The organism is Cryobacterium sp. M91 (genome assembly GCF_002929615.1).
Taxonomy (GTDB): Bacteria; Actinomycetota; Actinomycetes; order Actinomycetales; family Microbacteriaceae; genus Cryobacterium; species Cryobacterium levicorallinum.
In genome coordinates this window covers 218,746-232,114 of sequence record NZ_PJJT01000091.1, presented here as the reverse complement: position 1 = coordinate 232,114, position 13,369 = coordinate 218,746, and the positions used below count along the sequence as shown (strand labels likewise).

The 13,369-nt window shown below is 65.6% G+C and carries 12 protein-coding genes and 1 riboswitch; of the genes, 4 read left to right on the top strand and 8 right to left on the bottom strand.

From position 1 onward, the window contains the following. Positions 1-26: 26 nt before the first annotated feature. Positions 27-1,982 (bottom strand): ABC transporter ATP-binding protein, encoded by a 1,956-nt coding sequence (locus CXY80_RS18400; protein WP_104133324.1) that lies wholly within the window; start codon positions 1,980-1,982, stop codon positions 27-29. Between the two features lie 68 nt (positions 1,983-2,050). On the opposite strand from CXY80_RS18400, the gene CXY80_RS18395 reads away from it, so the two are divergent. The 3 genes from CXY80_RS18395 to CXY80_RS18385 are packed head-to-tail and all read left to right on the top strand — an operon-like array spanning position 2,051 to position 4,727. Next, the gene (locus CXY80_RS18395) at positions 2,051-3,007 is read left to right on the top strand and encodes an ABC transporter ATP-binding protein (protein ID WP_104133397.1); all 957 of its coding nucleotides are present in this window, start codon (positions 2,051-2,053) and stop codon (positions 3,005-3,007) included. Continuing rightward, positions 3,004-3,888 carry an ABC transporter permease gene (locus CXY80_RS18390; RefSeq protein WP_104133323.1) on the top strand — a complete coding sequence of 295 codons (885 nt, stop codon included), beginning with the start codon at positions 3,004-3,006 and terminating at the stop codon, positions 3,886-3,888. The genes CXY80_RS18395 and CXY80_RS18390 overlap by 4 nt, the downstream gene beginning before the upstream one ends. Beyond that, on the top strand, positions 3,885-4,727 hold the full coding sequence (locus tag CXY80_RS18385) for an ABC transporter permease (RefSeq protein ID WP_104133322.1): 843 nt from the start codon (positions 3,885-3,887) through the stop codon (positions 4,725-4,727). Before CXY80_RS18390 ends, CXY80_RS18385 begins: the two co-directional genes overlap by 4 nt. A gap of 54 nt (positions 4,728-4,781) precedes the next feature. Here CXY80_RS18385 and CXY80_RS18380 read toward each other — a convergent pair whose 3' ends face one another. The 7 genes from CXY80_RS18380 to CXY80_RS18350 form a co-directional block, all read right to left on the bottom strand. Beyond that, on the bottom strand, positions 4,782-6,134 hold the full coding sequence (locus CXY80_RS18380) for an MFS transporter (protein WP_104133321.1): 1,353 nt from the start codon (positions 6,132-6,134) through the stop codon (positions 4,782-4,784). 205 nt (positions 6,135-6,339) lie between these two features. Then, complete coding sequence (locus CXY80_RS18375) at positions 6,340-6,696, bottom strand: hypothetical protein (protein WP_104133320.1); 357 nt, start codon at positions 6,694-6,696, stop codon at positions 6,340-6,342. Between the two features lie 34 nt (positions 6,697-6,730). After that, on the bottom strand, positions 6,731-7,198 hold the full coding sequence (gene ribH / locus CXY80_RS18370; RefSeq protein ID WP_104133319.1) for a 6,7-dimethyl-8-ribityllumazine synthase: 468 nt from the start codon (positions 7,196-7,198) through the stop codon (positions 6,731-6,733). Beyond that, positions 7,198-8,457: a GTP cyclohydrolase II gene (ribA, locus tag CXY80_RS18365; protein ID WP_092448931.1), complete on the bottom strand. Its 1,260-nt coding sequence runs from the start codon at positions 8,455-8,457 to the stop codon at positions 7,198-7,200. Before ribA ends, ribH begins: the two co-directional genes overlap by 1 nt. Next, on the bottom strand, positions 8,454-9,104 hold the full coding sequence (locus tag CXY80_RS18360; protein WP_092448930.1) for a riboflavin synthase: 651 nt from the start codon (positions 9,102-9,104) through the stop codon (positions 8,454-8,456). Before CXY80_RS18360 ends, ribA begins: the two co-directional genes overlap by 4 nt. A 7-nt stretch (positions 9,105-9,111) precedes the next feature. Next, the gene (ribD, locus tag CXY80_RS18355) at positions 9,112-10,143 is read right to left on the bottom strand and encodes a bifunctional diaminohydroxyphosphoribosylaminopyrimidine deaminase/5-amino-6-(5-phosphoribosylamino)uracil reductase RibD (protein ID WP_233195454.1); all 1,032 of its coding nucleotides are present in this window, start codon (positions 10,141-10,143) and stop codon (positions 9,112-9,114) included. Positions 10,144-10,230: 87 nt separating this feature from the next. After that, positions 10,231-10,368: riboswitch (FMN riboswitch) on the bottom strand. A gap of 75 nt (positions 10,369-10,443) precedes the next feature. Continuing rightward, a complete protein-coding gene (locus CXY80_RS18350; RefSeq protein ID WP_255411870.1) occupies positions 10,444-11,418 on the bottom strand; it encodes a sugar-binding transcriptional regulator in 975 nt (324 codons plus the stop codon). A 111-nt stretch (positions 11,419-11,529) separates the two neighbouring features. Between CXY80_RS18350 and CXY80_RS18345 the strand changes: the two genes are divergently transcribed. Further along, on the top strand, positions 11,530-13,272 hold the full coding sequence (locus CXY80_RS18345; protein ID WP_092448929.1) for a glycerol-3-phosphate dehydrogenase/oxidase: 1,743 nt from the start codon (positions 11,530-11,532) through the stop codon (positions 13,270-13,272). The last annotated feature ends 97 nt before the right edge of the window (positions 13,273-13,369 follow it).

The following is a 13,369-nucleotide window of genomic DNA, read 5'->3' as shown; positions in this document are numbered from 1 at the left end:
GGCACTTTTTGCGCTCTCGCGGGGTGTTAGACCAGCAGCTGGTGCTTGGCCAGGTCGCGGTACAGCGGGGTGGAGACGACGAGTTCGGAGTGGGTGCCGACGCCGACGACCTCGCCGTGGTCGAGCACCACGATTTGGTCGCTGTCGACCACGGTGGACAGGCGGTGCGCGATCACGATGAGCGTGCGGTCCACCGCGACGGCGTCGATGGCTTCGCGCATCATCTGCTCGTTCTTGCCGTCGAGGCTGGAAGTAGATTCATCGAGCAGAAGAATCGGCGGGGCCGCGAGCAGCGCCCGGGCGATTGCGAGCCGCTGGCGTTCTCCGCCGGAGAGTTTCACACCCGATTCGCCGACCGCCGCGCCGAGCCCGGCTGGGTCGCGGTCGAGCACTTCACCCAGATTGACCGCCTGCAGCACCTTGATGCAGTCCTCATCGGTGGCATCGGGGGTGGCGAGCGTGAGATTGTCGCGCAGCGAACCGGCCAGGACCGGGGCGTCCTGCTCGACGTAGCCGATCTGCGCGCGCAGCGCGGTGCGATCCAGCGAACGAATATCCAGCCCACCGAGCCGCACGGTGCCGTCCGAGACATCGTAGAACCGCTCGATCAGGGCGAGGATGGTGCTCTTGCCAGCGCCGCTGGGCCCGACGAGCGCGGTGCGCAGCCCGCGCGGAGCGCTGAACGAGACTCCCTTGAGCACCGGGCGCGGGCCCAGGGAAGACTCCCCGATGGAATCGGCGTCGAGATCAGCGTCCGTTTCGGCCGAGCCGGCAGTATCCGTTGTCGGCGCAGCGTCTGAACCAGCGGCGACCTCAGCCGGAGCCACCGCGTAGCCGAAGTGCACGTTCTCGAAGCTGATCGCGGCGGCTTCCGGGTTGACTTTGTCGTTGGCGGCGCCGACGGTCATGGCGAGCGGCGCGATGTCGCGGTCGAATTGATCCTCGGTGGGCAGGTCGATGATCTCCTGGATGCGGCCGAGCGCTCCGAGAGCCGAGTTGACCGAGGTGATCGCGCCGAAGAACTGGCCGAGCGGCATGATCATCATGAACAAGAACAGAATGAACGCGACCAGGTTGGCCACGGTGATGGCGTCGCTCGCAACGCGAAAACCGCCGACGCCCAGCACGACCAGGAAAGACACCTGCATGGCGATGCCGGCGATCGGCACGACGAGGGCACTGATCTTGGCGACCTTGATACCCATGCGCCAGGCGCCGCGGGCATCTTCTTCGATCACGGACGTCTCACGCTCGGTCGCGTTCGCGGCGCGCACGGTGCGAATGGCACTGATGGCACGCTCGACGCTCGCGGCGAGGTCACCGACCTTCGCCTGCGCGGCCTGGCTCGCGGTGCGGATGCGCCGGGACAACAGGGTGACGGTGACCACCGACACCGCGATCACGAGCACGGTCAGCCCGAGCAGAACCGGGTCGATAATGAGCATGGCCACGAGCGCGCCGATGAAGGTGAGCGAGCCGCCGATCGCTTCGACCAACCCCTGCGTGAGCACCGCGCGCAGCAGGGTGGTATCGCTGCCGACGCGGGAGACGAGGTCGCCGGTGCGGCGCGCATCGAATTCGCTGATCGGCAGGCGCAGCAGGCGTCCGACCAGCTTGCGGCGGCTGGAGAGCACGACTCCCTCACCGGTGCGCTGAAGTAGGTAGTGCTGGTACCCGCTGATCAGGCCCGAAATTACCACGAGCGCAATGAGTACTCCAACCAGCGAACCGAGCGGGTCACCGGCCTGCACGATCGTGATGACCTGACTCACCAGCAGCGGCTGGGCCAGGCTCGCGGCCGCACCGAGCACGCTCAGGACGATGACGACGCCGAGCACCTTTTTGTGCTCGAAGAGGTAGGGCAGCAGCTGGCTGAACTTCGCGCGCGGACCGGTCGGGGCTGGCCGGCCGCGTCGGCCGCGCGGCGGCTTGACGGCCTTCTGGGCAGCGGATGAATCGGGCGTGCGGGTTGCGGTGGTCACTGATTCATCTTAACCGTTCGGCGTCCGAGCCTCCCCGCAATCCCGCCATCGGTCTACAGTGGGGCACTGTGCCGGAACCTGTCATTGTCACCCGAAATCTCGTCAAGAGCTATTCCGTCAACGGCTCGAAAAACTTCGTCGCCGTCGACGGGATCAGTTTCGAAGTGGCCCCGGGGGAGTCCTTCGGGTTGCTCGGCCCCAACGGCGCCGGAAAATCCACGACGATGCGCTTGATCGGCGCGGTGTCCACCCGCACGAGTGGCGACCTCACGGTGCTCGGCCTCGACGCGAACCGGTACGGTCCCGAGATTCGTTCCCAACTCGGCGTGGTGCCGCAGGAGAATAACCTCGACCTCGAGCTGAAGGTGCGGGAAAATCTGCTGGTCTACGGCCGCTACTTCGGGCTGCCGCGCGCCCGAGTCGCCCGCCGGGCCGACGAACTGCTCGAGTTCGCCCAGCTCCAGGACAAGGCCACAGCCAAGGTCGACGACCTCTCCGGTGGCATGAAACGGCGCCTCACCATCGCCCGGGCGCTTATTAACGACCCGCGCATCCTGCTGCTCGACGAGCCGACCACCGGACTCGACCCGCAGGCACGCCACATTCTCTGGGACCGCCTGTTTCGACTCAAGGAACAGGGCACGACGCTGCTCGTCACCACCCACTACATGGACGAAGCCGAGCAGCTCTGCGACCGCCTCATCGTCGTCGACAAGGGCCGCATCATGGCCGAGGGTTCTCCGGCCGACCTGATCCGCCGGTATTCCTCCCGCGAGGTCCTCGAGGTGCGCTTCGGCTCAGCCCAGAATGCCGAGGTCGCCGACCGCCTTCAAAGCTTCGGCGGGAGCGGTTTCGGCGAACGGGTCGACGTGCTGCCCGACCGCATTCTGGTCTACAGCGATAGCGGCGAGCGAGAATTAGAGCGGATGACCGCGGCCGGCCTGCACCCGATCACGAGCCTGGTACGCCGTTCCAGCCTCGAGGACGTGTTCCTCCGTCTCACCGGCCGAAACCTGATCGAATGAGCGCGGGCGATTTCGACAACGCTCGGGATGCTGGCGGGGCGACCGACAGCATCCGTTCGCAGGCAGTCGCGGCGGCTGTCGTCTCGGCCGCCCGCACCCGCCGCTACGGCTCCTGGTATGTGGCCGAGCACCGGTTTCGGGTCATGCGGTCGTACGCGCAGACGGTGCTGTTCACCGCGATCGGCAGCCCGCTCGTCTACCTCTACGCGATGGGCGTTGGCCTGGCCAGCCTGGTCGACGGCAATCTCGGCGACAACGCCGTCAACGGGGTCAGCTACCTTGAATTTCTCGCACCGGCGCTGCTCGCGAGCAGCGCGATTGCAGTCGCCTCCGAGGAGTTCAGCTACCCGATCATGCTCGGCTTCAAATGGAACCCGACCTTCTTCGGTATGAACGCGAGTTCGATTCAACCCGGTCAGATCATCAACGGCATCGTCATCTCGGTAGCGGCACGCATGCTGCTCACCTGCGCCATCTTCTCTGTCTTCATGCTCATTTTTGGTGCGGTTCCTGGCCCGCTCGGTGCCGTGGCGGTGCTCGTGGCGCTACTCACCGGCCTCTCGTTCGGCGCGCTCCTAATGGCGTACACGGCCACCCTCAAGGACGACACCGGCCAGCTCGCCATGGTGCAGCGCTTCGTGATTCTGCCGATGACGCTGTTCTCCGGCACGTTCTTTCCGCTCGACGTGCTGCCGACCTACCTGCATTGGCTCGGCTGGATCTCACCGCTCTGGCACGGCACCGAACTGTCCCGCGTCTTCGCCTATGGCCGACCGGAACCGATCTGGCTGAGCGTCCTGCACGCGCTCTATCTGGCCGCCCTGCTCGCTGTCGGCTGGATCTGGGCGCGTCGCCTCACGGCCGCGAGGTTGAACAAATGAGGTTTTCGTCGACGCTCGTCACTGCTGCTCGCCCGCCACGGCTGTTCGGAAGCCGTGGTGTCGGTAAGTATTACGCCGGTAATGCGCGCAGCGTGATGGCGCGCGGCTGGCGTGCGACGCGCAGCACCAACTCGCTCGTTGTGCTCAGCGGAATGGTCGAGCCGATCTTCTACCTGCTGTCGATGGGCCTCGGCCTGGAGGCGCTGATCGGCCAGGTACAGACCGACGACGGCCAGAGCGTGCCGTACGCCGCTTTCATCGCCCCGGCGCTGCTCGCCGTCGCCGCGATGAACGGTGCCATCTACGATTCGACCTGGAACGTCTTCTTCAAGATGCAATTCGCCAAACTCTACGAGGGGATGCTGGCCACCTCGCTTGGCCCGCTCGACGTGGCCCTCGGCGAGATCTCGCTCGCCCTGGCGCGGGGGCTGCTCTACGCGACCGGATTCCTGCTCGTGATGCAGGCGCTCGGCCTGAACCTGTCCTGGTGGGCGCTGCTCGCGCTGCCGGCGGTGCTGCTGATCGCGTTTGGATTCGCATCCGTCGGCATGGCGGTGACCAGTTATATGAACACGTTCCAGCAGATGGACTGGATCACCTTCGTGCTGCTACCGATGTTTTTGTTCTCGGCCACGTTCTACCCGCTGAGCGTGTATCCGCCGGGCGTTCAGTATGTGATTCAGGCGCTGCCGCTCTGGCATGGTGTCGAGCTCGTGCGCGGCCTGACCACCGGCCAGGTGGATGCTGGCCTGCTCTGGCACGTGCTCTACTACGCCGTCATGATCGTGATCGGCGTGGTCATGACCACCCGTCGCCTGAAGGCCCTGTTCCTGACATAGACAACGCTCCCCCTCGCCAGCGGCAAGGGGGAGCGGATGCTGGTGCGGCTGGACCTACCGGTGCAGGTCGAGGTCCTTCGTTTCGCGGCTCAGGATCAGCGCGATCAGGGTGATGGTGCCCATGATCGAGAGGTAGATGCCGACCCAGAACGGGCTGCCCTCGCCGATTGTCCACAGCCAGACGGCGATGAACGGGGCGACGGCCGCGCCGAGAATGGAGCTCATGTTGTAGGCGAACGCGGAGCCGGTGTAGCGCACGCTGGTCGGGAACAGCTCGGGCAGCAGCGCGCCCATCGGCCCGAAGGTCATGCCCATGAGTGAGAATCCGACGATGAGGAACAGCATGACGCTGAGGTCGCCGGCACCGAGCAGGGGCACGAAGAGAAACCCGAACACGATGATGAACATGGTCACGATGATGAGCGTCTTGCGGCGCCCGTGCTTGTCGGCCCACGGGCCGGAGGCGAGGGTGAAAATTCCGAAGAACACCACGCCGAGAATCATCATGAGGATGAAGGTGTTGTAGCTGAATCCGAGCCCCGGCAGCGCGGCATCCGTTGCGGCACGGCCGTAACTGAGAGTGAACGTGGTCATCAGATAGAACAGCACGTAGGTGGCGAGCATGATGAACGTGCCGAGGATGAGTTCGCGCCAGTTCGACTTGAATACCGCAGCGAGCGGCAGCTTCTCGACACGCTTGGCCTGGACGACCTTCGTGAAGACCTCGCTTTCGACCAGGCGCAGACGCACCCAGAGTCCGACGATGACCATGACGGCCGAGAACAGGAAGGGGATGCGCCAGGCCCATTCGAGGAATGCCTCGGACGGGCGGGTCGGGTCGGTCGACGGCAGTGCGAGCGCGAGGCCGAGAAATAGGCTGTTGGCGATGATGAAGCCGAGCGGGGCGCCGACCTGGGGGAAGGTGCCGTACCAGGCACGCTTGCCGACCGGGGCGTTTTCGGTTGCCACGAGTGCAGCGCCGCTCCATTCCCCGCCGAGGGCGAAGCCCTGGGCCAGGCGCAGAATGACGAGCATGAACGGTGCCCACCAGCCGATCATGTCGTAGGTCGGCAGTAGGCCGATCAAAAACGTCGCGATGCCCATGGTGAGCAGTGCACCGACCAGGGTGGCCTTGCGTCCCTTGCGGTCACCGAAGTGGCCGAAGAACAGGGCGCCGATCGGGCGGGCGACCATGGCGGCGCCGAACACGGCGAAGGAGGCGAGCAACGCGGTGGTCTCGTTGCCGGTGGGAAAGAACAGGTGCGGAAACACGAGGACGGCGGCGGTGGCGTAAACGTAGAAGTCGTAGAACTCAATGGTCGTGCCGATGAGGCTCGCCATGATGACGCGGCTCTTCGGATTGAGCGGTCTGGTCGGCGTCGGAATTGACGCTGTGGTTGTTGACATGGGGGTGGAACGCTCCGGTGTGATGGCTGAGCGCCAACGAAACCCGCAAGTCGATCGGACTTCCCGCGGTAGCGTTTACGCACGAATGATGGTGTGGCCGCGTGTAGAGGTCACCAATTACCCTACCCCCGGGGGGTCTGGGTCAACGCGCGACAGCGGATACTACGCGTGAAGCACTGGTGTGCCGACTTTCGCGGAGAAAAAGCTATTTCCAGAGTACCGCGATGACCACGTTGACCAGGGTGAGGGCTCCAATGGCCCAGAGCACGACCGATGAGACGCTCGGCTTCTTGCGGTTCACGATGACCAGCACGGTGATCACGATGAGCACGAGCAGCTTGATGCCGATTTTGGTGTTGTCGATGTGACCGAGGGTACCCACCTGGATGACGCCGACGAGGAGCAGGCCGGTGACCAGCTGGGTCAGCGCACCGTGGAACATGGCGGCGACGATCGTGCCCTTGCCGGCAATGATCGCCTTGATCTGCACCAGAAAGCCGCCGAGTAGCGAGGCGAGGCCGACGAAGTGCAGAATGAGCAGAATATTGCGCAGAAGGTCCATGCGTTCAGCCTAGGTGACGACGATGCGCTACAAGCTAGCTGCGCAGCTCGCGCAGCAGAATTGCGGTGGCCAGGGCAGCGGATGCCGCCTCCTCGCCCTTGTCTTCCTGCGATCCGGGCAGTCCGGCCCGGTCGAGGCCCTGCTGTTCGTCGTCGAGGGTCAGCACGCCGAAGCCCACGGGCTTGCCGGTGTCGAGCGCAACGCGAGTGAGACCATCCGTTGCCGCATTGGAGACGAACTCGAAGTGTGGAGTGCCGCCCCGGATGATCACGCCGAGGGCGACGGCCGCGTCGGCCCCGTTTTCGAGCGCGACCTTGCAGGCAACGGGCAGTTCGAAGCTGCCCGGTACGCGCACGAGCGACCAGGAGGCTCCGCTCGCTTCGAGCACGCGGGTTGCGCCGGCGATGAGGCCGTCGGTGATCACGTCGTGCCAGAGGCCCGCGACGATGACGACGCGCAAGCCGGTGCCGTCAACGCTGAGGGTGGGTCCTGTGCCGGCCATTAGGCGATTCCGTTCATGATTTCGGTGTCGGTGATGTGGTGCCCCATGCGGTCGCGCTTGGTGGCGAGGTATTCCTCGTTGTATTCGCCGATCCCCACGACGAGTGGCACGCGCTCGGTCACAGCGACGCCGTGCAGTTCGAGTTGACGTACCTTCTCGGGGTTGTTGGTGAGCAGCCGCACCGAACTCAACCCTAGTTGGTGCAGGATGCTGGTGGCCGCGCCGTACTCGCGGCTATCGACGGGCAAACCCAGCGCCACGTTGGCGTCGAGGGTGTCGAGGCCGTCTTCCTGCAGCTCGTAGGCGCGCAGCTTATTGATAAGGCCGATGCCGCGCCCCTCCTGGCCGCGCAGGTAGACGACCACGCCGCCTTCCTCCTGGATGATGTCGAGTGAGGCGTCGAGCTGTGGTCCGCACTCGCACTTGAGTGAGCCGAACGCTTCGCCGGTGAGGCACTCGGAGTGAACCCGCACGATGGCGCCATTGGCCGGGTTGCCGGCGACGAAGGCGACGTGGTCGGCGCCGGTGGAACGGTCTCGGTAGGCGCGCACCCGAAAGAGGCCGTGCCGGGTGGGGACGGTGGTCTCCACCTCGAAGTCGACCCGCGGCGCCTCGATCAGTGGCGCGATCGTCGGCAGCGCTGCGTTGGGGTGGAACTCGTCGAGGTAGCTGATCAGGTCTTTAATCGTGATGACGTGCAGCCCCTCGCGCTCGCCGAGTTCGAGCAGGCCGGGCAGTCGCATCATCTCGCCGTCTTCGGCGACGATCTCAGCGATCGCCGCGACCGGAACCAGACCGGCTAGTTTCATCAGGTCGACGCCGGCTTCGGTGTGGCCGCTGCGCTCGCGCACACCGCCGTCGCGGGCGCGCAGCGGCAGGATGTGGCCGGGGCGGTGCAGGCTGGCCGGTGCCGACGCCGGATCGGCCAGAACTCGCAAGGTGTGGGCCCGGTCGGCGGCGCTGATCCCGGTCGACAGCCGATCGGCCGCGTCGACGCTCACGGTGTAGTTGGTACCGAGCGGGTCTTCGTTGTTCAAGACCATCACCGGCAGGTCGAGCTGGTCAGCGATCTCATTCGTCATCGGCGCGCAGATGAAGCCGGAAGAGTAGCGCACGGTCCAGGCGATCCACTCCTGCGTGGCGAGCTGGGCCGAGATGATGACGTCTCCCTCGTTTTCGCGGCCCTCGTCGTCGGCGACGATGACCGGTCGACCGAGGCGTAGGGCGTCGAGTGCGGAGGGAATATCGGCGAGGCTCATGATGCGCTCCTTGGGGTGGTGACGTGCTGGGAATTGTGGGTCGCCGTCAGGGCGAGCATCCGTTCAACGTGGCGGGCCAGAATGTCCGTCTCAATGTTGACTCGGTCGCCGACGGCGCGCTCGCCGAGGGTGGTCACCGTGAGGGTCTCGGGAATGAGCGACACCTCAAACCACTGATCCGTCTCGGTGGCGGGGCTGATGTTGCTCACCGTGAGGGAGACGCCGTCGATGGCGATCGAACCCTTGCCGACGACGAGCGGCGCGAGTTCGGCGCTGAGGCTGAACCGCAGCACTCGCCAGGCATCACCGGGCGTGAGGCTAAGCACCGTGCTGGTGCCGTCAATGTGGCCCTGCACGATGTGGCCGCCGAGGCGTCCACCGACGAGGGCGGCGCGTTCGAGGTTGACCGGGGAGCCGACGAGGGCCGCGGACAGTGTCGACATCGACAGGGTCTGCGCCATCACGTCGGCGGTGAAGGTTTCGGCGGTGCGCTCGACCACGGTGAGACAGACGCCCTGCACGGCGATGGAGTCGCCTCGCAGCGCGCCGTCGATCACGAGCGGGCCGCGGATGGTGAGGCGGGCGGCATCCGCTGTCTGCTCGATGCGCACGATTTGGCCGAGCTCCTCGATGATTCCGGTGAACATGGGTTCCTTAGTTAGTCTGCGGTCGGGCGACGATGAGAACATCGTCACCGAGGCGGTCGAGGGAAAGAATGGCGAGGCGGCGCTGCTCACCGATCGCGGCCACACCGATGTCGGTGAGGGCGAGCCGGGGGCCGCCGATGAGCGTCGGAGCCAGGTAGATGAGGTATTCGTCGACCAGCCCGGCGGCGACGAAGGCGCTCGCCACGGTCGGTCCACCCTCGATGAACACGCTGCGCAGACCTCGGCCGTGCAGGTCGGCGAGAACGCCGGGAAGGTCGCGTCCGTCAAAAAACAGCGGTGACTGCGGGTGGTTGATCAGGGCAGTGGATGCCGGCAGCGGACGTCGGCCCAGCACCACGGGCACCGGTTGCTGCTTGAGCAGCGCGCCATCGGCGTCGCGCGCGGTCAGGGCCGGATCGTCGGCGAGCACGGTCCCGGTGCCGACCAGGATCGCGGCGGCGGCACCACGCCGTTGGTGCACGTCGACGCGGGCTGCGCCGCCGGTGATCCAACGGCTGGAGCCGTCGGCCGCTGCCGCACGACCGTCGAGGCTCGACGCCCACTTGAGCGTGACGAACGGGCGCCCGAGGCGGGCGGCAACGAGCCAGTCGCCCAGGAATTCTTCGCCCTCCGCCACGAGCAGGCTGCCCTGCACGTCGACTCCGGCAGCGCACAGCCGGTCGGCTCCGCCGCAGGAACGTTCGCCGGAGTCGGTCACCGAGTAAACGACGCGAGCGACGCCGGCCTCGATCAGGGCCTCGGCGCAGGGTCCCGTGCGGCCGACATGGTTACAGGGTTCCAGGGTGACCACGACGGTGCTGCCGCGCGCAGCGCCGGGGGCGAGCTGGGACAGCGCGTCGACCTCGGCGTGCTTGCTGCCGGCTCCGCGGTGCCAGCCTTCGGCGAGGGTGTCGCCCTCAGCGTTCACAATGACGCAGCCGACCCGGGGGTTGACGCCGGTGGACGGACCCTGGGCGGCAAGTTCGAGCGCGCGACGCATGGCGCTGTGCAGGATGTGCACTGCCGCGTTGTTGGTCATCCCGCCCTCATCCGTATTGGACGAGCTCCGGGGGTATGGGGGTGCAGACCTGCACAATCCCGCCGGTCGACCGTAGGGGCCAACCGACTCGTGCGCCTCCCGTCCGGACTTTGACCGTCGGTGCTGGAGTTTCACCAGCTCAACCGTTTCGCCTCTCTCTCGAGGGGCTAACGGGTCGCGGACTTTAACCGCCGGTTCGGAATCACACCGACCCCGGAGCACGTGTACTACTTCTAGTTATAGTGCAACAGTCCGCGCGCAGTACTATTCCCGGCGACATCCGCTGTTCCGGTCAGGGGCTCAGGAGGCCTCGACCAGGGCCCGGGCCGTGCTTTCGTCGACGAACAAGTCGGTGATCAGCCGGGCGGCGAGGGCCCCGCGCAGGCTCGCGAGCTTGGAGCGGCCGGCCACGACGCAGATGCGGCGCGGGGTGCGGCGCAATACGGTGAATTCCGGGCCGGTTGAACGCTCGTTCAGAGCAATGCCGTCTGTCGAACCGTCGGCGCGGTAAAACACGGTGGCCACGTCGCCGACCACCTGAGCGGCGCTGAGTGCATCGAATTCGGCTTTTTCCAGGTAGCCACCGGCGTAGACACGGCTGATCACACCGGAAAACGGAGAGCCGAGGCCGAACAGGGCGATATCCATGGTGGCTTGCATGTCGATCAGGCGGCTTATGCTGCGCTCCCGCCACAGCGCCTTCTTGGTGGCCGGGTCGTCGAAGAACGCCGGCACCGGAAACTGTTGAATGTGTGCGCCGAACGCCGTGCCGAAGCGTCCGAGAATTTCACTCGCGTAGCCGAGGCCGGTCGTGCGCATGTTTCCGGCACCGTTGAGCTGCACGATCTGCGAGTTGTGGGTTTGTTTGGGCGTCACGTGTCGGCTGATCGCGTTCATGGTGGAGCCCCAGGCGATGCCCATGGTCATGTTCGAGTCGAAGTATTGACCGAGAATCCGTGCAACAGACAGGGCTACGCGCTCTAGGCGATCGACGTCGCTCGCGCTGTCTGGCACCGGAACGACGTGCGCTTCGATCCGAAATCGAGCCTCGAGCTGCTGCTCGAGGTGACTCGGGGCATCCAATGGCGACTTGATTTGGATGTCGACCAAGCCGGTCTCCCGAGCATGGCTGAGCAGGCGAGAGACGGAGGAGCGGGAGGTGTGCAGCTCCCGAGCGATGGCATCCATGGTGAGGTCCTGCAGATAGTACAGGTGCGCCGCGGTGAGGGCGTCGCGGCTGCGATCGGACTGCACGGGATCAATATCGAGGGTCACAACGGCTCCTTGCACGTATGTTCAATCCGGTTGAGAAATTGTGTCGGACTGTCAGACTGTATCTATTCATATGGCTTGTCGCAATGCAAGCCCCAGACAGAGGTGACAACAATGTCGTTCTTAAACTCACAAACTTCGTCGGCACTCAACGATCGTCCCAACGCCCAGGTGCTCATTATCGGCGCCGGCATCAATGGCATCGCAACCTTCCGCGATCTGGCCCTGCAGGGCGTTGACGTGGTCATCGTCGAGAAGAACGACTTCGTCTCCGGCGCCTCGTCGGCGAGCTCGCACATGATCCACGGCGGGGTGCGCTATCTCGAAAACGGCGAGTTCCGCCTGGTCAAGGAGTCGGTGACCGAGCGCAACGGCCTGCTCAAGATCGCGCCGCACTACGTCAAGCCGCTGCAGACCACCATCCCCATCTTTTCCACCTTCTCCGGAGTGATGGCCGCGCCGCTGCGTTTCCTCACCCACAAGCAGGGTTCCAAGCACGTGGAGCGTGGCGCCCTGCTGATCAAACTCGGCATGATGATCTACGACGCCTTCTCCCGCGACGGCGGTTCGGTGCCGCGTCACGAGTTCAAGGGTCGCGGTCAGGCGCTCGCCGCTCTGCCGCTGCTGAACCCCGGCCTCAAGTACACGGCAACGTACTACGACGCCGCGATGCACGACCCTGAGCGCCTCGCCCTCGACGTGCTGCGCGACGGCCTCGACGCTGGCCCGCATGCTCGCGCCGCCAACTACGTCGAAGCCGCGGGCATGAGTGAGAACGGCGTGCTGCTGCGCAACAGCATCACCGGCGAAGAGTTCACCTTCACAGCAGATGTCGTCGTCAACACGAGCGGGCCATGGACCGACCTGACCAACACCGCTCTCGGGCAGCCGAGCACGTTCATGGGCGGCACCAAGGGCTCCCATATCGTCCTCGACAACCCGGAGCTGCTCGCGGCGACCGGTGGCCGCGAGATCTTCTTCGAACACGAAGACGGCCGCATCGTGCTGATCTACCCGCTCAAGGGCCGCGTTCTGGTCGGCACCACCGACCTCGAACACGACATGAGCAAGCCGATTCGCTGCACCGAAGACGAGATCGACTACTTCTTCGACCTGGTCGCGCACGTTTTCCCAACCGTGAAGGTCGACCGTTCGCACATCGTGTTCCGCTTCGCCGGCGTACGCCCGCTCCCGCGCCACGACGAAGAAGCCCCCGGATTCGTCTCCCGCGACTACCGCATCGAGTCGCGTCCGCTGCCCCGCGCCGGTACCGAAGACGGCACCCTGCTCAGCCTGGTCGGCGGCAAATGGACCACCTTCCGCGCCCTGGCCGAGCACCTGAGTACCGACATCCTGAAGCTGCTCGGCCTGCCGCGCACCGTCTCCACCGAGGGCCTGGCCATCGGCGGCGGACGTAACTTCCCTGCAACGGATGCCGCCCACCAGGTCTGGGTCACCGCCCACGGTGACGAAGTGGGCGCAGACCGCGCCGCAGCCCTGCTCGCCCGGTACGGCACCCGCGCGAGCGAGGTCATCGACTTTCTCACCGACCCGACCGCTCCAGCGGATGCCCCGCTCGTACAAAACTCCGCCTATAGCCGGCGCGAGATCGAGTTTTTGGCCTCAACCGAGAGTGTCGTGCGCCTGATCGACGTGCTGCTGCGTCGCACCAGCATGGCCTTCGTCGGATACGTCACCACGCCGCTGATCGAGGAGCTCAGCGGTGTCGTCGCCCCGGTTTTGGGGTGGGATGCTGGGCGGCTGGCCGAAGAGATAGAGCTGGCCCGCAGCATCCTGAGCGACGTGCACGGGGTCACGCTGGCCCCGGTCAGCCAAACTCCCATTCGCGTCGCCTGACGCGTTCGGCCCTGGCCGGCGATTGCCGACAATCTGCACAAACGTGCAGCTCAAAGCGACCATCGCCGGGCCGGGCGCCGATACGTTTTTACACAGG

Bases quoted from the DNA above. Each gene is read 5' to 3' on its own strand.
- CXY80_RS18390 (WP_104133323.1), top strand. From the start codon at position 3,004: ATGAGCGCGGGCGATTTCGACAACGCTCGGGATGCTGGCGGGGCGACC.
- CXY80_RS18385 (WP_104133322.1), top strand. From the start codon at position 3,885: ATGAGGTTTTCGTCGACGCTCGTCACTGCTGCTCGCCCGCCACGGCTG.
- CXY80_RS18380 (WP_104133321.1), bottom strand. From the start codon at position 6,134: ATGTCAACAACCACAGCGTCAATTCCGACGCCGACCAGACCGCTCAAT.
- CXY80_RS18375 (WP_104133320.1), bottom strand. From the start codon at position 6,696: ATGGACCTTCTGCGCAATATTCTGCTCATTCTGCACTTCGTCGGCCTC.
- ribH (WP_104133319.1), bottom strand. From the start codon at position 7,198: ATGGCCGGCACAGGACCCACCCTCAGCGTTGACGGCACCGGCTTGCGC.
- ribA (WP_092448931.1), bottom strand. From the start codon at position 8,457: ATGAGCCTCGCCGATATTCCCTCCGCACTCGACGCCCTACGCCTCGGT.
- CXY80_RS18360 (WP_092448930.1), bottom strand. From the start codon at position 9,104: ATGTTCACCGGAATCATCGAGGAGCTCGGCCAAATCGTGCGCATCGAG.
- ribD (WP_233195454.1), bottom strand. From the start codon at position 10,143: ATGACCAACAACGCGGCAGTGCACATCCTGCACAGCGCCATGCGTCGC.
- CXY80_RS18345 (WP_092448929.1), top strand. From the start codon at position 11,530: ATGTCGTTCTTAAACTCACAAACTTCGTCGGCACTCAACGATCGTCCC.